We start from the raw sequence: 21,396 nt of genomic DNA, 5'->3' as shown, positions 1-21,396 counted from the left end.
GCGCCTTTTCCACCGCCGCGCGGTCAAGATATCTTATCCTCACACAAGGAGATGCCCGACTCTCCATTTTCGATCGCCCGCTCGGCCTCCGATCTCGTGCAGTACTCGAAGGGGGCTCCCTGGGGATACGCGATTGGGTAACGCGTGGGTATGTAGTGCTCGTCCGGCTCCTTCCCCCTCTCAAGCATCTCCTAGCCGACCTCCCGACCGGATCTTACCCCCGCGACACCGTCCTTACCTTCCTTTATCATTAATAAGAATACATGCCTTAACGCGACGGTCATCGCGGTCCATGCGCGAGGAAATATTCACTACAGCGCCGCCCGCACCGGTCCCCCTAGAGCAGCTCCTTCAGCTCGGCGAGGACCTCTTCCAGCGGCGGCGCCGCGAAGAACGGCCTGCCGGTTATGCCGTCGCAGCAGCCCTGGTAGAGGAGGGAGACCAGTTCCCTCATCCTGGCGGGGAGGGGCGGCGGCGCGGAGCCGACCAGGTTTTTCCAGTTCAGCCGGTCTTTCCTCTTCGCCTTCTCCACCTCCCGGCTCCACTCCGTGCGGCGGTAGAATATCCTGGCCACCTCCTTGCTCACCGGCATCCCCCCGTACTCGAAACGGCATTCGTCCGGCGTGCCTAGGACATCCACCAACATCAGCCTCCGCTCCTCGTCGAAGGCGAACTCCACCTTGCCGTCCTGGTTGACCAAGCCCAGGGGCGCAACGGCCCGCGAGATGAGGTCGTCGATGTGCAGGACGGCTTCCCTTAGCCCCTCCATCTCTTCACGGGAGAGTCCCGAGATCTCCCCGGCCTCCTCCCACCCCAGGTACCTGTCGGTCGCCTCCAGCTTGGTGGAGACGTCGAGGACGGGGCGTTCGAGCCTCTCGCCGGGGATGGGAGGTCTTTCCAGACCAAGGTCCTCCAGGCGCAAGCTGCCCTCCTCCAGGCGCTTGAAGACGCTGGACCCCTCAGGGAGCGAGTTGCGGTAGATCACCTCCAGGGGGATGAGGAAGTTCCCCCTCAGCCCTCGGTAGGCGGAGTAATCGTAGGTATCCCCTGCCGCACGGGGCTCCAGCACACGCACCAGCCGCACCTCCATGGTGTCGGCCGGGGCTTCGATCTCGCCCAGACGGCGCGCCACGCCGTCCTCTCCCACCACCCCGAGGTAATGCGTGGCCATGCCCATCTCCTCGAGCCTCTCGAAGAAAAAGGCCCCCATGAGGCAGAGCGCCGCTCCCTTGCCCTCTATGTGGTCCGGCATCTCCCCCCAGTCGAAGACGGAATAGCGGTCCGAGAAACGGAACCTGCCCCTTCCCGGCCGCTCCTCGGAGGGCTCCTCCAGTATCTCCAGGTCCTTAACGCTCCCCATTTCCTTTCCTTCCTCTTGCGTTCCTCTTATGTTCCTCTTGCGTTCCTCTTGCGAGCCCGGCCATTATCCAAACGATTAGCCCGTTAGTCCAGGAAGGGATGGCTCCGACACAACATGAGGTTGCGTCATGGGCCTAAAACACCTACATTCAGCGTGTTCCTGAGTAGAGATCATGATCGTTTTATCCGTTCAGTCCGAATCACAGCGCCGGCGCCCGGGTTCTCGCCCGGTCACGGCAGGCACGACGTGCCGTCAATCCCCGAGCATCTCCCTGTAAGCCCTTGCGAGTGAGAGGTTCATGGCCGCCACCCTGTTCGCGAGATCCCGGTCCCCCTCGCCGAGTTCCTCCAGCTCCTGGGCCTTGGCATGGGTATCGACGACGCCGCCTGATTCCACCCGTTTCCCCGCTCCCACCTCCACCCCCTCGACCACGGCGAGATGCCTGACCAGTGTCCCGTCCCCGACCGAGGCGCCAAAGACCACGGAGCCGAATCCCACGAAGCAGCCGTCCCCTATCCTGCACGGCCCGTGGATTATGCATCCGTGCGTGAGGGAGGTCCTTTTCCCTATGAGCACGCGGGAGCCCTCGAGGGCGTGAACGATCACGCCATCCTGGACGTTGCTGCCATCCCCTATCTCTATAGAGCTCCGCGGCTCGTCCGCCCTGATCACCGCGCCCGGTCCGACGAAGACATCCCGCCCCACGAAGACATCGCCTATGATCAGCGCGGACGGGTCAACGAAAGCACTGCCATGGACGCGCGGGAACTCCCCGCGCTGGTTCGGCCTGATGTTCTCTCCCCTCTTCATCCCATGAAACCCCTCAGCATCGCGGCCTCCTCCACCATCTCCATCACCTTTTCGCCCTCTTCGAGGAGCAGCAGGATGTTGGAGGTCATGTTTCTGTGGATGAGGTGCCGGTTGAGGCCGGGCTCCGTGGGTATACCGAGCACGCCCTCCAGCCACTTCAGGTCCTCCTCCACCCCGGAGAGGGCCGGGAACCTGTCCTTCAGGCGCGAGATGTTCTCCCGGTTCACGAAGGCGCAGGCTCCCTGCAGATCCTGCTTGAGGTGCAGGTAAAGACGGCTCAGCGGCTCGCTCAACCCCCTGTCGAAGGCCTCCCTCAAAGCCCTGCCGGTGCCGATGATCTCGGGAGGGAGTCCCAGGGAGTACAGGGAAGCGGTGAAGGTGATGGCGCGGGGCAGGCACACGCCCTTGGTCAGCTCCCTGGAATACCCGAAGAGGCCGGTGTGCAGCCTTCTCTCCCTCCGCCGCGGGATGTGCCTGGACATCTCGATGATCAGGGGTGCGATCTCGATGATGGTGGCGCGGTAATGCCGCTTGAAGAGGGCGATGAGCTTTTCCGCCTCCCCCACCTCCCGGGGGCTCATCTCCGGAGCCCTCGCCGCCCTCGCCAGCCCCCGGTTCAACGCCTTGACCGCCGCCTTGACCTCACCGGCGGGATGGTCGTAGCGAAAGGAGGACTGCACGGTGGCGGTGCGCACGCCGGGATATTCCGCCAGGAAGCGCTTCACGGAGAGAGGGGAGAGGTTGCCGCGGAAGGGCACGCTGCCGCAGCCGATGATGGGATACACCTCTATCCCGCAGTCCTCCGCCGCCCGGTAAGCCATGGAAAGGCCGATCTTGGCCCCCAGCACCGCGGGCACCAGGCCGTAGTTGAGGGCGGGGTCCGAGCGGGCGATGAACGGGCGCACGTACTCGATATCCCTTATCCTGTTCAGGCCCTTTTTCCGGTAGAGGGCGACGTATCTCCGGATGAGGTCGCCCAGGCGCATCATGTCCGGGATGTCTTCCACCAGGGGGATTATCTCGATAAGAGGCGGATTGCCGCTCCCGATCTTGCGCTCGGGGTCTTTCCTGATCAACTGCGCGAAGTCCCCGTAAACTCCCTGCAGGTACACCAGCTGCTCCGCCGCGGTGGTCATGGGGAGGATGACCTCGAACACCGGCGGGTTGTGCAGGCCGATGTCCTTCGCGATGTCGTGGGCGGCCAGGATGTTGGCGAAGGCGCGCAGGATGCGGTAGCTGCCCTTTTCCACCCAGATGTTGGGAAGGCGGTAGGTGAGGAATATCTCCCTGCCCAGCGGCTTCCTCCTGAAAAAGGCGAGGTCCTCCTCGCAGATGCGCTCGATGACCGCCTCGTCCACGTACTTGCCCTCCCAGTCCCACATGAACTCGCGGCAGCCGAGTTCCTTGAAGGCCACCACACACTCCCTGACCTCGTCCCGGCTGTCGATGAAGCTCTTGCCGAGCCAGAAGGCCGGGGCGGCGTTGTCCGGATGTTGCGTGGCCATGGTCCCGGGTATCGCGCGCATCGTCTTTTCTCCTCCGCTGCGGTCCCGCGCACCTGCGGACATCATCCTCACCTCCAATCCCCGAGCCGCTTTTCTATCTTTTATACCACCCCGGACGCAGGCACGTCAGAGCGGTTTCCGCTCCCGCCTGCCGTCTCTGCTTCCCCGCAAGGTTTTTCCACCGCAATGACGAAGATGCTAGTGGAAAGGGGCGAGAGAATGAAGGGTTTCATCGAGTTCATCCGCCTCACTGGAATTTGTAATGCGCACCCGATTTCCTTGGACAACGAATAAGGATAACCTTATGTCCAAGGAGGTGGGAAAATTCCGAATGCTGAAGACGACAGGGAGACGCAGGGAGAGCAGGAGACGGGATCCAGGCTGGGCAAGGTAACCCACCCCCATAGCCGGGGAACTGCACCGGGGCCCCGTAGGGCCGAAGGGCCGCTGGAGCAAGAAGAGGAAGGCGGAGGTGGTCATCCGCATGCTCGGGGGCGAACCGCTGGATGCCCTCTCACGTGAGCTGGGGGTGGTGATCTGGCGCCTGGAGGAGTGGCGGGGCAAGGCCCTGGCTTCCATGGAGGCGAGGCTTTCAAGAAGAGAGGGTGACCCCATCCAGGAGCAGCTCGACTGCGCGACGAAGAAGATCTGCGAGCTCTCAATGGAGAGCGAGCTGTTGCGCGAGAGCTGCGAGGCCAAGGAGTCTTTACGGCAAAGGAGGCCTCAGGAGATGAGCGCCTGTACGTCACCATCGACCGGGAAGCCGTACGGCGTTCTGGGCACCTGCGCCGCCTGGGGCATACCGCGTTCCTCCTTCTACTCAAAGACATGCCCCGGAACCTGCCCGGACGATGAAATGTCTGTGTCGCTGGAAGGAAAGACCGGTCCCAAGACGGAGCTATCCGACGCCGAGCTTCTCTCCCTCATCCATGACGATCTGGCCTCCTCATCCTTCACCGGCGAGGGCCACCGCAAGGTGTGGGCACGCCTGCGCTACGTGAGAGGCATCCCGGCATCGAGAAAACGGGTGCTGCGCATCATGCGGGAGGCGAACCCCCTCTCTCCCCACCGCGTGCCCCAGAAGCCTCCCAGAGAACATACCGGAAGGATCGTGACCGATTCCCCCAACGAGATGTGGGGAGGAAACGGCGCCAAGGTATTCACTCTGGATGACGGCTGGGGATGGATATTCGCCTGCGTGGAGCACTGGAACTCGGAGTGCATAGGGCACCATGTCACCAAGCGCGGCGACCGTTTCGCCGTCCTGGAGCCGGTGGCTCCAGGTATTTTGTCTGAGTTCGGGTCGGTGGAGGCGGGCTCGGCGTGCGGCCTCAGCCTGCGCACCGACCACGGCGGCCAGTACCTCTCTGACCATTTCCAGAAGCAGATCCGTGCCTGGGGGATCGCCCCCAGTTTCGCCTTCTTGGAGCAGTCCCAGACCAACGGGATGGTGGAGAGATTCTTCCGCACCTTAAAGGAGCAGGTCATCTACGGCAGGGTATACAGGAACCTGGAGGAGGTAAGGCAGGCCGTCTCCGCCTTCGCGGATATCTACAACAGCCAGTGGCCCATCGAGAAGAACGGCTACCTAAGCCCCACAGACGCGAGGAGGGCTTACTACGAGAGCGAGGCGGTATGAGTTATAATCGGCGGCGTGACTTAACTCAAAGTTGTGTCCAGGAAACCGGGGGGCGGGATGTTCATATGCAGAACGCCGACCTTGATGCATTCTGGAATTTTCCTGCACAACGACTGCTCGAGGCCTTGCGTACGAGTCGCGATGGCCTTTCACCAGGCGAGGCGGAGGCCAGGATAAAGACTTATGGCCTCAACTCGTTGAAGCCCAAGAAGAGAGCCACTACGCTCGGCCTCCTTTTGGGCCAGTTCAAGAGCCCCATTATAATTATCCTCATCTTCGCTGCTGTTCTAGCGGCCTTCACGGCAGATCTCACCGACGCCATCATCATCCTTACCATCATCCTCTTCAGTGCTGTGCTGGGATTCTGCCAGGAACGGGGCGCGGTGAACGCGGTGGAGGGTCTCCTCGGCATGATCAGGACCAGTGTCAAGGTGAAGCGCGATGGCGCCGTGATTGAGGTGGAGCTGGAGGACGTTGTGCCCGGAGACATCGTGGTTCTCAATGCGGGGGACATCATCCCGGCGGATGGCCTTGTCTTGAGCTCCGATTACCTCTACGTCGACGAGTCGGCTCTCACTGGCGAGAGCTATCCGGTGGAGAAGAAGGAAGGGGAGCTCCCCGCGGATACGATGCTGGCGGCTCGCACCAACTCCCTGTTCATGGGGACCCATGTGGTCAGCGGCGAGGCCGAAGCCGTCATCGTTAACACCGGCCGCAATACCGAGTTCGGCGAGATCTCCAAACACCTGGAGATGAAGCCGGAGGAGACGGAGTTCGAACGCGGAGTCCGCCGGTTCGGATACCTACTCATCGAGGTGACCCTCAGCCTGGTTATCGCAATCTTCGCCATCAACGTCGCCCTGCACCGGCCGGTCCTCGACTCCTTCCTCTTCTCGCTGGCCCTGGCGGTCGGGCTCACGCCGCAGCTCCTTCCAGCGATTATCAGCGTCAACCTCTCCAAGGGCTCCCGGAACATGGCCGCCAGGAAGGTCATCGTAAAGAAGCTCTCCTCCATCGAGAACTTCGGGAGCATGAACATACTCTGTTCCGACAAGACCGGCACCCTCACCACGGGCCGGGTCGAGCTGCATTCCGCGACTGATATCCAGGGCAAAGATAGTGAGAAAGTATTGCGTTATGCATACCTGAACGCGGTCTTCGAGAGCGGGTTCACTGATCCCCTGGACGAGGTCATCCGCGGCAGAGGCAGCTTTGATATCTCCGGTTATGCGAAGTTGGGGGAGGTGCCGTACGACTTTATCCGTAAGCGTCTGAGCGTGGCCGTTGGCTCCGAGGGGAGAAAGATCATGATAACCAAGGGCGCCATGGAAAACGTGCTGGAGATCTGTTCGCAGGCGGAGATGTCCGAGGGAGAGAGCGTGCCCATCGCCGAGGTCCGGGACCGTATAAAGGAAGATTTTCTTACGCTGAGCAACGAAGGTTTGCGCGTCCTGGGGGTCGCCTATCGCAACCTGCAGGATACGCCTGCGATCAGCAAGGACGACGAAAGGGAGATGACCTTTCTGGGATTCCTGTCCTTCTCCGATCCTCCGAAGCCGGACATCGCTGAGACCATAGGGAGCCTGGAGAGGTTAGGCGTATCGCTCAAGGTGATCACCGGGGACAACGCCATAGTAGCCGCCAGCGTGAGCCGGAAGGTCGGGAAAGATAACCCGCGCATCATCACCGGTTCGGACCTACGCGGCATGAGCGATACAGCCCTGCAGGCGCGGGCGCCCGACACGGACGTTTTCGCTGAGGTGGAACCCAACCAGAAGGAGCGGGTCATCCTGGCGCTCAGGAAATCCGGCAACGTGGTGGGCTACCTTGGCGACGGTATCAACGACGCGCCCGCCCTGCACGCTTCCGATGTGGGCATATCCGTGGACAGCGCCGTGGACGTGGCCAAGGAGGCCGCGGACATCGTCCTGCTCGAGAAGGACCTGGGGGTACTGGCAAACGGTGTACGGGAGGGCAGGACCACCTTCGCAAACACCCTTAAGTACGTCTTCATGGCCACCAGTGCCAATTTCGGCAACATGTTCAGTATGGCAGGCGCCTCCCTCTTCCTCTCCTACCTCCCCTTGCTTCCAGGACAGGTCCTGCTCACCAACCTAATGACCGATTTCCCGGAGATGAACATCGCCACCGACCGGGTGGACAGCGAGCTGGTGGAGAGGCCGCGGCGCTGGGATATACATTTCATCAGCAGGTTCATGCTGGTCTTCGGCGCCTTGAGCTCCGTTTTCGACTACGTTACCTTTGGAGTGCTCCTGCTCATCCTGAACGCTTCCACGAACCAGTTCCGCACCGGATGGTTCGTAGAGTCCGTGGTCTCCGCAGCGGTGATCGTCCTGGTAATCCGTACCAGGAGACCCTTCTGGCGCAGCATGCCGGGGAAGGCACTGCTGGTCGCCACCATCCTGGTCGTTATCGCCACTCTTGCCCTGCCCTACACCCCCCTGGCCGAGATGATCGGCTTTGAGGCCTTGCCAGCATATTTTTATATCTACATAGTGGGTATCATGGTCTTATATATCGCTTCCGCCGAGGTGGCGAAGAAGGTGTTCTATGCCTGGATCGATAGATCGGGGTGATTCGTGGGTATATTGCTGCAAGAGAGGAAAACGCTTTACAGCGCATCCGCGGGGGGAAACGCGAGGAATGAGGGGCATGCGCACGAGGAAGGAAGGGATGGAAAATGTTAGAAAAGGTCTTATTGGCAACGGACGGCTCACAGTACTCGGACAAGGCGGCCTCCTTCGCGGCCAGGCTGCTGGGAAACACTCCCTGCAAGCTTATTTTGCTCACCGTCTTCGAGGAGCCCGTCTATCCCATGCCACATGATGAGATAACGCCTCCCCTTGAGGCCATCCCTCCCTACGAGGATATACACGAGGCGTTTCTCGACGACGCGGAGGCCTTGCTGAACGATGCCCAGGCGCCGCTGCTCAAGGCCGGTGTGGAAGTGGAGACGAAGGTCCGCTTCGGCCACCCGGCGGCTGAGATACTCGGCGAGCTGGAAGAGGGCGGGTACGAAATGATCATCATGGGCAGCCACGGTCACGGTGTTTTTGGGGAGGTCCAGCTCGGTTCGGTGAGCTACCGTATTAGCCACCACGCGAAATGTCCCGTCCTCATCGTGCGCTGAGTCATGGCCTGGGCGCCCACTCCGAATGTAATAATCTGGGAATGGGTAGATTGAAGGGGTACGCATGACTGCTATAAGCAGTTTATGGAAAGGGTATATGTGGTGACTCCCAAAGCCTCGGTAGTAGGTACGGGGAAGAAAACACGCGGCAAAGACAGCATAGGCCTGCGGGAAGCTATTGCAATCGGTATCGGGGGCATGGTAGGCGGAGGCATCTTCTCGGTTCTCGGCCTCTCGGTGCAGATCTCGGGACCTGGCGCATATATCTCCTTCATGCTCGGCGGCATCATCTCTTTCCTGACCGGCTATTCCTACGCCAAGCTGGCAGTCAGGTTCCCTTTCAAGGGCGGCACGGTGGAGTATCTCAACCGGGCTTTCGGCACCGGCATTATCTCCGGGATGCTCAACATGCTGCTCTGGGTGGGATATATCGTGACCCTATCGCTCTACGCCTTCAGCTTCGGGTCCTACGCGGCCGCCCTGATGCCGGGGGCCTTCGGCTTGTGGAGGCACGTTTTCACCAGTCTAGTGATCATCTCCTTTACAGGCTTGAACGTCATGGGTGCTGCCATAGTAGGCGGTGCGGAAGACATCATGGTATACACCAAATTGCTCATACTGACGTTTTTCGGTGTCGCCGGACTAATCAGCCTCAAGACCGGCTCCCTGGTACCAACCAAGGGGGAATTATCGTCGGTAGTCCTTGCGGGAGCTATCATCTACGTGGCTTACGAGGGTTTCGAACTGGTGGCGAACTCAGCTGCCGATCTGCGGGAACCCGAGAAGAACCTGCCCCGGGCGTTATATATCTCCATCGGTGTCGTCACAGCACTATATATACTGGTAGCCCTGGTCGCGGTGGGCAACCTCTCCACGCAGCAATTGACCGCGGATGCCGAGTTCGCCCTGGCGGCCGCAGCCAAGCCTTTCCTCGGACAGGCGGGTTTCGTGCTCGTCGCCGCTGCGGCGATCATCTCGACCGCTTCCGCTATTAACGCGACCCTCTACGGTGCAGCTAAGAACGCCTATGTTATGGCCAAAGAGAAAGAGCTACCCAAGGAGTTGGAGCGGCTGGTCTGGGACAGGCCTATCGAGGGCCTGCTCATCACCGGGGGGGCAACCCTGGTCATCGCCAACGTGGTCAACCTGACCAACATATCCACCATGGCCAGCTCCTCTTTCCTGGTGATCTTTGCGGCGGTCAACCTGGCCAACATGAAGTTGCGCAAAGATACCGGGGCGAAGGCCTGGATATCCTTTCTGGGATTCGTCGGGTGCGCGGGTAGCTTCATCACTGTCCTGGTGTATTCGATCCTGCATAACTTGAGCGGTGTCTTCTTCCTAGCAGGGATGTTCGTGATGGCCCTTACCATCGAATCGGTATACGAGCAGTACAGAAAAAGACGGAAGAAGGTTGCAGGCTAGCGGAGACCGGAATGTAAGCTGCAAGATCGGCTTGAGATCACTGACCGGAATACAGAAAAACGTGTTCCCGTAAATCGAGGGAGGCTTTTCTGGCATGCCTTTCAGGACTAAAGCCAACGGTAGAACCGTTCCTTGACGAAATTGGTGATGAAAAACGCCACAATGACGTAAGCCCAGACCAGCAACGCTTTGCTCCAGCCGACAGGATACATCAGGATGCCGTAAACCGCAAAGAAAGTGGCGACTACTTGAGTTGACTCAGCGGCCAGGATGAGCCGCCATGAGGGATAGGGCTTTGCCCAGAACGGCAGCTTGCCGGAGCGGGTGAGATAGATGGTGAAGTGACCCCCCACTGCCAACTTCAGGAACATGAGGGTCTGAATGGTATCCCCGTCCAGATGTAACCACTGTTTCGCTGCGAGATACAGGCCGAAGCTGAATATAAGCCCTATAAACCCGATGAAAGTGGCGATTGAGAGAACATCACGCATGTTCCAGCGCTCAGGCTGCGGGTATACCTTGGCGTTGTCGTAGGCGATCATCATGATAGGGATATCGTTAAGCAGGGCGAGCAGTACAATCATGATGGGGGTCAGAGGGTAGAAGTTGAAGATGAGGATGGCTAAGGTTATGAAGAAGAGCACCCGGATGGTCTCAGCGATGCGGTAGACGGCATAACTGGTCATGCGCTGGAAGATTTTGCGACTCTCCCTGATGGCATCGATGATCACCGACAAACCGGGCAGGGTCAGCACGATGGCCGCGGCGGACTTTGCTGCATCGGTGGCTCCGGCCACCGCGATGCCCGCGTCCGCCTTTTTCAGGGCTGGCGCGTCGTTGACCCCGTCCCCAGTCATGCCGACGATGTGATTCCTGGATTGCAGCAGCTCGACGATGCGGTACTTGTGCTCCGGAAATACCTGGGCGAAACCATCCGCCGCCTCTACAATGTCGCCCGCCTCCTCGTCTGGGGCATCGATAAAAGCGGAGGCGGGCTGTATTTCTGGGCGCAGGTTTACCTCACGGGCTATCTCCCTGGCGATAGCAATGTGGTCACCGGTTACCATCTTCACTTCTATCCCCATCTCCTGTGCCATGGCGATGGTCTCGGCCGAATCATCGCGGGGTGGGTCATTAAGAGCGATGAGGCCGATGTACCGCCAGGTTCCGCCATCGTCGGTGCGGGCGACCCCCAGTGCCCGGTGCCCCCTGGTGGCATACTCGTCAACGTAGCGCGAGACCTCGCCGGATATTGTGGACCCCCCTTCCTCGCCGAGCAATTCCAGGATCACCTGCGGAGCCCCCTTAGCGACCTTGAATGCCGTGCCCTCATCAACATCCCGCACGCTCACCTCGGTACGCTTTATCACCGGATCGAAGGGTTTGAAGTCGCCGACTTCATAAGATGACATCCCCTCCCTAATCTCAGGGGTTTCGTGTACCTTAGCGATGATAGCGTTATCGATGGGGTCGCGGTCGTCTTCCCGCGATGCCAGCATCCCTGCGGTCAGCACGTCCGAGGTCTCGAAACCCTCCAACGCTTGCACCTCAGCGACGCGGATCTCGTTCTTGGTGATGGTGCCGGTCTTGTCCGAGCAGAGCACATCCATGCCGGCCATCTCCTCTATCGCGGTAAGCCTGCTGACGATGGCTTCTTTCTTGGCCAGAGCGCTCGCCCCCACAGCCATGGTCACCGTTAAAACCGCCGGCATGGCTACTGGGATAGCCGCTATGGTGAGCACCAGCGCGAATTGAAGTTGCTCTAGAAGAGGATTATGCCTGATGAGGGCCACGATTAAGGTGATCCCGATGAGCACGGCGGCGATGACGATGAGAAAATCCCCGATCTTGATGACCGCTCTCTGAAAATGGCTGCGCGTTTTAGCCTCCTCCACCAGCCGGGCGGTCTTGCCGAAATAGGTCTGCATGCCCGTGGCGATGACCATCGCCTTCATCTCGCCTTGACGAACGACCGAGCCGGAATACGCCACATCGAAAACGTGTTTCTCCACTGGTAGCGATTCCCCCGTGAGGGCCGATTCGTCGAGCAGCAGGTCATCGCCCTGCATCAGCTTTAAGTCGGCTGGGATGATATCGCCCAGGCGCACCCTCACCATGTCTCCGGGCACAAGCTCCCGCGCCGTTAATTCTTCCCACCGTCCGTCCCGCAACACCCTCGCCTTAAGTGCCAGCCGCTGCTTTAACATATCTATGGCATCGTCCGCCTTGTGTTCCTGGTAAAATCCTACCGCCGCGTTGATCAACAGCATGGCCAGGATTATGAAAAAGTCGTCCCAGTGTCCTATTACCGCGCTGAGCACCAGCGCGGCTTCAACCATCCAGGCGATAGGCCCCCAGAAGTATCCAAGGAACTTGAGCACCGGGTTTCGCTTTTGTTCGGAGATCTCGTTGGGCCCGTATGCATCCTGCCGCGCCTTTGCTGCGGCGCTGGTGAGCCCCCTTTCACTTGAGTCTAGCTTTGCGAAAAGGGACGCTACGGGTAGCTCTTTTGCCTCGGCGGTACTTATACTATCCATGGTGTCCTGCATATCCATCACACGAGAACATATCCGACGACATTCTCTGCAAACGGGTCCTTCTGCTATATTATTACCCTTTCCAAGCGATTATCATCCGCGGAAGAGCATTGTTCCTTTGAAAACTACTCGTTATGCTGATATTTAAGGATAAGAAACCAGCTCTACTCGAGCCACGCCTTAAACTGTCTGCGAATTGATAGCGGTCTGGACTACCATATCGGTCGTAGGTTTCAGCAGTACAACCGATGGAAAGGAGTCCAGACCTATGAAGAGAATACCACCGAGCGAGCTGTTGGGGCAGAAGGCAAGGGAACTCGCGGGAGATGCCAAGGCGGAGGATCTGACGAGCGAGCTTTTAAGGCTGGGGGCGAGAAAGCTCGTCCAGGAGGCGTTGGAGGCCGAGGTTTCGGAAAGGCTGGGCAGGGAGCGCTGCCAGCGCGCTTGCGGGGAATCGCCCGGCTGGCGCAACGGCTACAAGCAGAGGCGCATAGACTGCGCCGAGGAAGGCTCGAGATAGACCTGCCCCAGGCTAGGGACAGAGGAGCCCTTCCGCCTGGAGCTCTGGGAGGCGCTCAAGCGGCGCACCGACGTCCTGGAGAGGCCGGTGGTCGAGATGTACGCCTCAGGGCTCTCCACCCGGGACATCGAGGACGCCCTCTCAGAGATATAAAGGACGGGCAAGCGCTTCTCTCCCGCTCCAGTGTGAGCCGCCTGACCGAGGTTCTCTGGGAGGAATACGAGGCATCTCAGGGGCGGGACCTCTCCGGCTTCGATATCGTCTATCTGTTCTCCTGAGCCGTCTACGAATCGCTCCGGGCCCAGGCGGGCCTAAAGGAGGGGATCCCGGTCTCCTGGGCCATCCTCTCCTCGGGCGCCAAGGTCCTCCTCTCCATGACCCTGGGCAACAAGGAACCGTGCGAGGATTGGCTCTCCCACTACCGGGACATGGTTTCCCGGGGCCTCAAGCCCCCGCTGACCGTAACCGGAGACGGCGCTCCCGGCCTCACCAAGGCGGCGGAGACCATGTGGCCGAAGGCGGAGAGGATAAGCTGCTGGACGCACAAGACGAGAAACGTCTTGGACAAGGCGCCGGACGACGTCCGGCCCCGGATACAACCTCCATAGCGCTCGACAGCTTCGGGCGGGACGTCGCTGGGCGCACAAGATGAGAAACGTCTTGGACAAGGCGCCGGACGACGTCCGGCCCCTCCTCAAGCCCCGGCTGGAGGCGGTGCGTGACGCCCCCACATACGAGACCGGGAAGATGATGGCCCAGGCCACAGTCGAGAGGTTCTCCCGTGCCTACCCCTCCGCCATGAAGAGCTCCTCAGAGGACCTGGAGGCTTCCCTTGCCCACCTAAAGCTCCCCTCCGTGCACCGCAAGCATATCCGCACCACCAATCTCGTTTAGCGCAGCTTTTTGGAGGAACGCAGGCGGGCCAAGGTCATCCCGCGCTTCCGGGGATGAGGGAATGTTTGAAGCTGGTCTTTTCGGTGCTCTGGCGGGCGTCCGAGCGCTGGCAGAGGGTGCGCTTTACAGATATCGAGCGCAGGCACCTCGATAGGCATATCGAGATGAAGAGGAAGAGGAGCAAGGAGGGAGGGCCGAGGGCGCCGATCTCGCTGGCTCCGCCTGAGCCGCGAAACATCGTCAACAGGGCCGAGTTCCCGAGAGGGCTCAGGAGTGGTCGGGTCTGCTCCGCCAATGGTTTCGCCTGGGGTGAAATGTCGGTCTTGACATCGCGACATATAAAGAAGGCCACCCTTAACCGTGTTTAACATATGATGGCAAGGGAGATAACCGATACGGTATGGACCGGATTGCGTCTGCAGACGTTCTGGGACTTGACCCAACTCACGACAATACGGTGTGGGAAAAAGCCAGGCTGAGTAGAGTTCACATGTGCCTGTCCCTTTAGCTTATCTTCCACATAGGTAGATACATCGCCTTTGGCCGTATTGGACCAGCTAGACTCGCTGTTCACATTCGCGGTGGATGTGTTCAAGCCCAGGTTAATACAGGAAGCGCGTCTGCAATTTTACACGGAATAAGATACCCGACTATACATAATGTGAAGGGCGCCGTTTCCGGCGCCCTTCGATTCTTCGGGGGGTGACGATTACATTCTACTCGTATGCGCCGATGAACCGGCGTTTCACCCCTTACTTGCCTGCCGGGCTTCCCTGGATTTCAGAAGTCCCAGCCTCTACTTCGCTTGTCTCGGTCTCGCCCCTCTCCTCTCCAGCTTCCTCAAGATCGGGCTGCTCGGTATGCACTACCTGACCATTACCGGCGTCGACCTTGACATCTGCTCCGTTCGAAAGCTCGACGCCCCAGACCAGGCTGCCGTTCTCGTTGTCGAGCTCTACCTTAGTTATCGTAGACCCCGGGTTTGCCGAGAGAGCGGCTTCTTTCGCCTGCTCCGCCGTGACCTTTGCCAGACCGTTGAGGTCCTTCGGCTCCGGATCAGGAACCTGGATGCTGGTTTGGTAGGAGGGCTCCTGAACATCCTGCTCCTGGACCTGAGCGGTCCCTTGGCTCGAGCTTCCGCTCGCCGCCGCCACGCTGATACCGGCAACCATGCCGATGGCCAATACGGCCGAGACAGGGGCAATCCACCATTTCTTCATGATAGTTACACCTCCTTTCCTCATGATTTTCCAAAAAAATCTCCCTGACTCCTTGTGATGAAGAGAGCGTTCATATTGCTCACACTCAATCCAATGCTTTACACTTCCGAAATTTACCGTCTCAATGGCAAGGTTAATGCGCAGAGATTAAACCGGGATGAGCGGACAATTAGAGTATCTTAATCTGAGAAAGGCCTGCTAACTATGGGGCAAGATCACTTTGAACGTAGACCCCTTGCCTAAATCGCTTTCCACCCGAATGTCCCCATTGTGAGCTCTGGCTAGCCAGAGCGCTATGGAAAGCCCGAGTCCTGCGCCGGAGGGATTCGCTTCGCGTGCCTGATCAAGGCGGTGGAAGGATTGAAAAATGCTGTCTATTTCATCGCGCCCTATTCCGTGTCCGCTGTCTTTTATGGCAACGGTTATCGTTTGACCTTCATGAGATATGGAGACTGAGACGGCGCTGCCGGGAGGAGAATATTTAACCGCGTTGTCCAGCAGGTTCAGGAACATGCGAATCAGCTTGTTCCTGTCGCCTCGAAAAGGGATGGAGCCTTTCGCTTTGAACCGGATGTTCATTCCCTTGCTTTCCGCGAGTGGACCGATAAGCTCAACGGCAGATCGAACTATCTCGTGAAGATCCAGGTCCTTTACATCCATTGTTGGTCTTTCGGAATTGGCGCTGGAAAGGGTGAGCAGATCCTCCGCAATGGCGATGAGATGGTCTATCTCGCCCTCAAGCTCTTTGAGCGTCTCCTCGTACTCGCCGCACTCCCGCTCCCGCTTGAGGCATACCTCCGTGGTTCCTTTCATAACGGTGAGCGGTGTCCTCAACTCGTGCGCGGCTTCCGAGACAAACCTCTTTTGGGAAGAGAAGCCTTCCTCGAGTCGTGCGAGCATGTCATCAAAGGTCTTCGCCAATCTGCCTAATTCGTCGTCGGGCAGATCGAGATCGAGCCTCCTGTTCAGGTCGACCGCTTCTATGCTTCCCGCAATTTGCGTGATTTTCTCCACCGGCCTCAAAGCTCGCCCTGCCAAAAAAATACCCATTGCGATCGCGAGAACAAGCACTAGGGGAACGGTGATCAATTCAAAGAAAAGAAGTTTTGAGAGCGTGGAATCTACTCTGCCTAAGGACTGTCCTACCTGGAGATAATAATGCTCCGGACCGGTTGAGATCATAAGGGTATAAACTTGCCACCTATTCCCCAAAGCATCCGAGGCCTGAAAACCTTTCTTGAATTCCATGCCCTTATCGAGCACATCGCGGTATGGACCGACGCCCTCGATAGTCTCTCCGGTAGCGTCGGTCAACCTCATCACGTATCCCTGCGATGCGAGCCTGTCCAGGGGGTTGTCGGGCTCTCCTTCGTTTTGGAAAGAAAGGCGGCCGTTCTCGTAATCCAGACTTGAAGCGATTTGTTCACTCATGGTGAGAAGCGATGATTCTATTTCGTTGATCAGGCTTCCTCTCAAGCTCATATATAACACTACGCTGAATATGATAAGGACGACGGCAAGCAGGAATACGTACCAGAGGGTAAGTCGGACTTTAATATGCCTTGAAAACATCAGGAATCTTCGCATAAGGTATAACCTGTTCCCCTTATCGTTTTTATTAATTTCTTGTCGTGTGCTTCATCTATCTTTTTTCTAAGGTAGCAGATATATACATCCACGATATTGGATCCTCCGTAGAAATCGTAGTCCCAGACGTGTTGCATGATCTGGGTGCGGGTCAGAACCTGGCAGGGATTGCGCATCAGGTACTCGAGTAGCGCATATTCGGTAGACGTCAGTTCTATCAGGGCACCGCTCCGCTCTGCCCTATGCTTATTTAAGTCGAGCACCAAATCCGATATTTGCAAGATGTTTGAAGTCGCACTTTGAGGTCGGCGCATTAGAGCCCGGATGCGTGCCAGAAGTTCCGCGAAGGCGAAGGGTTTGACCAGATAATCGTCGGCACCGGCGTCGAGGCCGGTCACCCTGTCCTCTATCGAATCTTTCGCCGTCAGTATGAGGATTGAGACGGAGAGGTTCGACTCCCGCAATCTGCGGCAGACAGTGATGCCATCGATCCGGGGGATCAGTAGATCGAGGATTATGAGGTCATAAGGAGCTGAGGTTGCAAAGGACAGGGCTTCCTCCCCGTTACGGGCTACGTCGACCGCATAACCCTCCTCGGTCAGTCCTTTCCTGATAAAACGCGCTATTTTCTCATCATCTTCGACAACTAGAATTCTCATGAGCGCTCCCGATTCCGTATCGATAACTCTATAGTAATAGTAAGGACAAAAGATTAGAAACAGATTAAAGCCCTGAGCTGGGGGATTATACCTAAAGTCAGCTCAAGGAAGCCTCAAAATACTGATCTAGTTCTGCTGCCAGGTCGCTCCCGGCTTTAGGCCCGGCCCATCTACCATCATTTGATTCCTACCTCCTAGGGCGTATCTTTGTCTCTATCCTGGCTGCCCCACCATATGCGAGCTGAAGTACAGAACCGAGGGCAATTTGGAGTGGGATCTGGTGAAGCATAGCCTCATAATCCTCTACTATGTCGAGATGGAACATGAAGGAAAGACCTGGGTACGAGAGTGAGGTGGAATGAGTTATAATCGGTGGTGAAGTTTAGCCCAAAGTTATGTCCAGGAAACCGGGGGCGGTTCATTCACTGGAATTTATGAGCCATACGTGCGGAGCTGGTGGGTGAGAGAACTAAGGGTTTCATCGAGTTCATCCGCAAACAGGGCTTGGTAGGCCTGGCCATCGGCTTCATCGTGGGCGGCGACACCGGCGTGGTGGTGAGCTCCCTGGTCACCAACCTCATAAACCCTATCATAGGCGCCGTGGTCGGACAGGGGAGTCTGGACACCCTCACCTTTCACATCGGCGACGAAGTGTTCGACTATGAATACTTCATAGGGGTGCTCATCAACTTAGCGATTATCCTCGTCATGGTCTATCTGGTCTTCAAGGTACTGCGGCCGGAGAGGCTCGACCCTGGAGGAGGAAGAGGACTGACCTCCCCTTGAAAGCCGGCGGCGGACACCCCCGCGGCCGGGCCGGTCAAGGGCCCTGATCCGCGAGGGATGTCCGCCGCTCATATCTTGCCTACATGGGTCGGTAGCATTCTATATCAGTAGCGCGACCTGATCCGCGAGGGATGTCCGCCGCTCATATCTTGCCCTGAATACGATACCGGCTCGCCGCCCTCAACGGTCGGCAAGGGATTCGATGGTGCCTTCCAGCCCACACGAGGCGGTGGTCTCCTTGAAGGCACCTTCCCACATCCCCAGCGCCACCGCCAGCTCCTGGTGGTCCTGGGCATACTCGTGGATGGGGATGCCGCACATGGCGGCATCTATGGCCTGGCGGAAGGCCCTCGCGCCCGCCGTCGGCCCCATGGGGTGGGCGTGGATGCCGCCGCCGGAGCCGATCATGATCTCCCGGCCGATGTCCGCCACGCACACCGGCACCATGTCCGGGGTGATGCCCCCCGAGGGCATGGGCATGGTGGGCTTGAGTGCGTGCAGCGGGTAGTGCATGACATCTGCGGTGAAGACGAAGCGGTCCTTGAGGTATGGCGCCTTGCCATAGGGGGCGGGGAAGACGATGGCGTCCGCACCCGCCAGGCGGGGGAGCTTGGCCAGCACCAAGTGCGAGGCGATGCCGGAGATGGGCGACTCGTAGAGGGCGCCCGCGCAGTCCATGTGAGCGAGGATGGGCACGTTGATGTCCGGGTCCTCGGCCAGGGCCTGGAGGGCCGGGAGCCCCACCGCCAGGTAGTTGACCATGATGGCGTTGGCCCCGGCATCCACCACACGCTTGGCGGTCTCGAACATCTTGGGTATGCTGTCCGATATGTTCACGGTGTAAAGGGTATGTTCGCCCGTCTCCTCGTACACGCGCTTCTCCATGGCCATGTATGCCTTCACGCGGTCCTCGCAGCGGTTGAAGGCCATGTCCGCGATGAGCTCGTCGTCCTTGATGACGTCGCAGCCGCCCAGCGCGGCCTCGTAGAAGAGCTTCTCGCCAATCTCGCAGGAATAGCCGGTGCAGGGCTTGATCATGTTGTTCAGCAGCGGCCGGCGCTCCTTCATCCCCAGCGCCTCGTAGATGCCGTCGATGCCGAACTTGGGCCCCTGGAAGCCGTCGGTGTAGCTCTTGGGGAACCAGAGGTCGATGAGCTTTATCTTCCCCCCCATGGAGATGTTCCCCACCACCGCGGTCAGCAGCATGGGGATCTGGTGCTCGATGTTACGCACGGGAAAGGCCACCTGCACCACATAGGTCCGCTCCTCCACCTCCCTGGGCACCTCGAACTCGAAGAAGGGCACCTCGTGGATGGCGATGACTTTGGCCACGTGCTTAGCCCTGACCTCCGGCGTCTCGCCCGGCACCGCTGTCCAGGTACCCGTGGATTGCTCGATGGCCAGGAAGGGCGCCAGGTAGTACATTATCATGTCCCGAGGCAGGGCGGCGTAATAGGTGGCGATGATGAAGTCGTCGTTCTCTACGCCCTCCGGCAATGCCTTCGGCTGCGCCTCGTAATGCAGCATTCTCCTCTCCTCCTTTTACTCCACTTGCTCTTCAGGGATCCGCTCCCGTCCCGGACCTCGGGTAAGCGGAGACCGCCGGGTCCGGAAGCCGTCTTCTCTACTGTCCGACATCCTTGATCCTGCCCTGTCAACTCCTCCCGTTCACTCCTTCAGCGGCTGCGCCGTACATCCCGATCCACACGCCTCCTCCCCCTCGTTGAGCATGCGGCAGACCCCCGTGAGGTTGCCATAGAGCCGTCGGAAGATACCGTAGAGCTCCTCGTACTCGTCGCAGCATCCGGGGTCGGGCGCGAAGCTCTTGCGCACCCCCACCACCTTCTTCAGCTCACGGTAGCCGCCGTATTCCTTCAAGGCCACAGCCACGGCCAGCGCGCAACCCACCGCCCCCGCCTCCTGGGGGTCCCTCACCGCCTCCACCTCGCGGCGGGTGACGTCGGCGAGGATCTGCATCCAGAGGTCGGAGCGCGCTCCTCCCCCGATGGCGCGCAGGGTGGAGCAGGGCAGGCCAGCGCGTCCCACGGCATCCACCAGCCAGCGGAAGTTGTAGGCCACCCCCTCGTATATGGAGCGCAGCAGGTGCTCGCGCCGGTGCTCCAAAGAGAGGTTGACGAAGGCGGCGCGCAGGGTGGTATCGGTGATGGGGGCACGTTCCCCGAACATCCAGGGGGTGAAGAGGAGGCGCGAGGCGCCGGGCTCCACTCGGGACGCCGTCTCGTCGAGCACGGAGAAGATGGCCATCTCGCCGCCCACGACCCGCGCCCTCTCCCTCTCCTCCGCGGTGGCGAAGTTCTCCGCGAACCACTTCAGGCAGGCGCCCGCCGTCTCCGTCTCCCCTATCATCATGAACATCTCCGGGTCCGCGGAGACCACGGACACGATGCCGTTCCTGCCCAGGTTCTTCGGCCTGGCCACCGTGATCACCAGCCACCCCGAGGTGCCCAGGTAGACGTGGGCGTCCCCGTTCTCCAGGGCTCCGGACCCGGTGGCTGCCGCCGGGACGTCGCCCATGCCCCCGATGACCGGCGTGCCGGGCTCCAGGCCCATCTCCTCGGCCGCCTCCCGCGTGAGCAGGCCCACCACCTCGATGGAGCTCTTGACCTCGGGCATCTTCTCCAGGGGGATGCCCAGCAGGCGCGCGAAAAGAGGGTCCCATTCGCGGGTCTTGTTCTTGAGGAACCCGGTCACGCCGGCGCCGGTATGGTCGATGATCATGTTGCCGGTGGCCCGGCACACCAGGTAGCCGTTGACGTCCAGGATCTTATGGGTCTCCCGGAAGACCTGGGGCTCCTTTTCCTTGAGCCAGAGGATCTTGCAGATGACATCCTTGCCCGAGGGGACCGCACCCGCCACCGCCATGATCACCCTCGGCCCGCCCAGGCGCCGCACCAGGCGCTGCGCCTGCTCGTCGGCGCGGCTGTCTATCCAGATGATGGCGGGCCGCAGGGGTGTGCCCGAGGCGTCCACCGGCAGCACCCCCAGCATCTGGGTGGCGAACCCGGTGCCGATCACCTGCTTCGGGCTTATCCTGCTCTCCTTGACCACCCTCCGGGTGCTCGCGGTCACCGCCTTCCACCAGTCGCGCGGGTCCTGTTCCGCCCAGTGAGGATGCGGGTAGGATACTCCATACGGCTCGAAGCTGGAGGCTATGATGTTCCCCGCCAGGTCGGTGAGCACCGCCTTGCTGCCTCCCGTGCCCACGTCATGGCTCACGATGAACCTCTCGCCCATCCTCTACCCCCTCGAATCTCGCGCGCTTCCCTCCACCGCATCTTTCCC

20 protein-coding genes are annotated in these 21,396 nt (G+C 59.6%); 10 read left to right on the top strand and 10 right to left on the bottom strand.

All coding sequences use genetic code 11. The annotated features are described in order from the left end of the window. Positions 1-23: 23 nt before the first annotated feature. From H5T74_00295 to ppcA, 4 genes are all read right to left on the bottom strand, one after another. Positions 24-188, bottom strand: coding sequence for a HEPN domain-containing protein (locus H5T74_00295; GenBank protein ID MBC7228819.1), 165 nt, complete (start codon positions 186-188; stop codon positions 24-26). 149 nt (positions 189-337) lie between these two features. Beyond that, positions 338-1,360, bottom strand: coding sequence for a phosphoribosylaminoimidazolesuccinocarboxamide synthase (purC, locus tag H5T74_00290; protein MBC7228818.1), 1,023 nt, complete (start codon positions 1,358-1,360; stop codon positions 338-340). Positions 1,361-1,612: 252 nt separating this feature from the next. Further along, positions 1,613-2,170 (bottom strand): carbonate dehydratase, encoded by a 558-nt coding sequence (locus tag H5T74_00285; protein ID MBC7228817.1) that lies wholly within the window; start codon positions 2,168-2,170, stop codon positions 1,613-1,615. Continuing rightward, the gene (gene ppcA / locus H5T74_00280; GenBank protein MBC7228816.1) at positions 2,167-3,696 is read right to left on the bottom strand and encodes a phosphoenolpyruvate carboxylase; all 1,530 of its coding nucleotides are present in this window, start codon (positions 3,694-3,696) and stop codon (positions 2,167-2,169) included. Before ppcA ends, H5T74_00285 begins: the two co-directional genes overlap by 4 nt. A 709-nt stretch (positions 3,697-4,405) precedes the next feature. Here ppcA and H5T74_00275 point away from each other — a divergent pair. The 4 genes from H5T74_00275 to H5T74_00260 all read left to right on the top strand — a co-directional run bounded on the left by H5T74_00275 (position 4,406) and on the right by H5T74_00260 (position 9,890). Beyond that, positions 4,406-5,314 (top strand): DDE-type integrase/transposase/recombinase, encoded by a 909-nt coding sequence (locus tag H5T74_00275; GenBank protein ID MBC7228815.1) that lies wholly within the window; start codon positions 4,406-4,408, stop codon positions 5,312-5,314. A gap of 65 nt (positions 5,315-5,379) precedes the next feature. Further along, positions 5,380-7,911, top strand: coding sequence for a magnesium-translocating P-type ATPase (gene mgtA / locus H5T74_00270; GenBank protein ID MBC7228814.1), 2,532 nt, complete (start codon positions 5,380-5,382; stop codon positions 7,909-7,911). A 104-nt stretch (positions 7,912-8,015) separates the two neighbouring features. Next, a complete protein-coding gene (locus tag H5T74_00265) occupies positions 8,016-8,465 on the top strand; it encodes a universal stress protein (protein MBC7228813.1) in 450 nt (149 codons plus the stop codon). An 84-nt stretch (positions 8,466-8,549) separates the two neighbouring features. Then, the gene (locus tag H5T74_00260) at positions 8,550-9,890 is read left to right on the top strand and encodes an APC family permease (protein ID MBC7228812.1); all 1,341 of its coding nucleotides are present in this window, start codon (positions 8,550-8,552) and stop codon (positions 9,888-9,890) included. A gap of 107 nt (positions 9,891-9,997) precedes the next feature. Here H5T74_00260 and H5T74_00255 read toward each other — a convergent pair whose 3' ends face one another. Continuing rightward, on the bottom strand, positions 9,998-12,445 hold the full coding sequence (locus H5T74_00255; GenBank protein ID MBC7228811.1) for a plasma-membrane proton-efflux P-type ATPase: 2,448 nt from the start codon (positions 12,443-12,445) through the stop codon (positions 9,998-10,000). A gap of 250 nt (positions 12,446-12,695) precedes the next feature. Here H5T74_00255 and H5T74_00250 point away from each other — a divergent pair, with 250 nt between their 5' ends. The 5 genes from H5T74_00250 to H5T74_00230 all read left to right on the top strand — a co-directional run bounded on the left by H5T74_00250 (position 12,696) and on the right by H5T74_00230 (position 14,209). Further along, positions 12,696-12,947: a hypothetical protein gene (locus H5T74_00250; GenBank protein MBC7228810.1), complete on the top strand. Its 252-nt coding sequence runs from the start codon at positions 12,696-12,698 to the stop codon at positions 12,945-12,947. A gap of 36 nt (positions 12,948-12,983) precedes the next feature. Beyond that, entirely contained in the window at positions 12,984-13,100 is a 117-nt protein-coding gene (locus H5T74_00245; protein MBC7228809.1) for a transposase, read from the top strand. Between the two features lie 170 nt (positions 13,101-13,270). Beyond that, the gene (locus tag H5T74_00240) at positions 13,271-13,555 is read left to right on the top strand and encodes a transposase (protein ID MBC7228808.1); all 285 of its coding nucleotides are present in this window, start codon (positions 13,271-13,273) and stop codon (positions 13,553-13,555) included. Between the two features lie 52 nt (positions 13,556-13,607). Then, positions 13,608-13,841 carry a transposase gene (locus H5T74_00235; protein MBC7228807.1) on the top strand — a complete coding sequence of 78 codons (234 nt, stop codon included), beginning with the start codon at positions 13,608-13,610 and terminating at the stop codon, positions 13,839-13,841. Positions 13,842-13,906: 65 nt separating this feature from the next. Next, the gene (locus H5T74_00230; GenBank protein ID MBC7228806.1) at positions 13,907-14,209 is read left to right on the top strand and encodes a hypothetical protein; all 303 of its coding nucleotides are present in this window, start codon (positions 13,907-13,909) and stop codon (positions 14,207-14,209) included. A gap of 384 nt (positions 14,210-14,593) precedes the next feature. Here H5T74_00230 and H5T74_00225 read toward each other — a convergent pair whose 3' ends face one another. The 3 genes from H5T74_00225 to H5T74_00215 all read right to left on the bottom strand — a co-directional run bounded on the left by H5T74_00225 (position 14,594) and on the right by H5T74_00215 (position 17,307). Beyond that, entirely contained in the window at positions 14,594-15,085 is a 492-nt protein-coding gene (locus tag H5T74_00225) for a PepSY domain-containing protein (GenBank protein MBC7228805.1), read from the bottom strand. Between the two features lie 174 nt (positions 15,086-15,259). Further along, positions 15,260-16,648 (bottom strand): HAMP domain-containing protein, encoded by a 1,389-nt coding sequence (locus H5T74_00220; protein ID MBC7228804.1) that lies wholly within the window; start codon positions 16,646-16,648, stop codon positions 15,260-15,262. After that, a complete protein-coding gene (locus H5T74_00215) occupies positions 16,633-17,307 on the bottom strand; it encodes a response regulator transcription factor (GenBank protein ID MBC7228803.1) in 675 nt (224 codons plus the stop codon). Before H5T74_00215 ends, H5T74_00220 begins: the two co-directional genes overlap by 16 nt. 456 nt (positions 17,308-17,763) lie before the next feature. On the opposite strand from H5T74_00215, the gene H5T74_00210 reads away from it, so the two are divergent. Next, entirely contained in the window at positions 17,764-18,093 is a 330-nt protein-coding gene (locus H5T74_00210) for an MscL family protein (GenBank protein ID MBC7228802.1), read from the top strand. 180 nt (positions 18,094-18,273) lie between these two features. On the opposite strand, the gene H5T74_00205 is transcribed toward H5T74_00210, so the two are convergent. Both H5T74_00205 and H5T74_00200 read right to left on the bottom strand, forming a co-directional pair. Further along, positions 18,274-19,620: a ribulose 1,5-bisphosphate carboxylase gene (locus H5T74_00205; GenBank protein MBC7228801.1), complete on the bottom strand. Its 1,347-nt coding sequence runs from the start codon at positions 19,618-19,620 to the stop codon at positions 18,274-18,276. 141 nt (positions 19,621-19,761) lie between these two features. Continuing rightward, a complete protein-coding gene (locus H5T74_00200; protein MBC7228800.1) occupies positions 19,762-21,348 on the bottom strand; it encodes a hypothetical protein in 1,587 nt (528 codons plus the stop codon). Between the last annotated feature and the right edge of the window lie 48 nt (positions 21,349-21,396).

The organism is Actinomycetota bacterium (genome assembly GCA_014360645.1).
GTDB lineage: Bacteria > Actinomycetota > Geothermincolia > Geothermincolales > RBG-13-55-18 > Solincola_B.
This window is presented reverse-complemented; position numbering and strand designations above follow the sequence as displayed.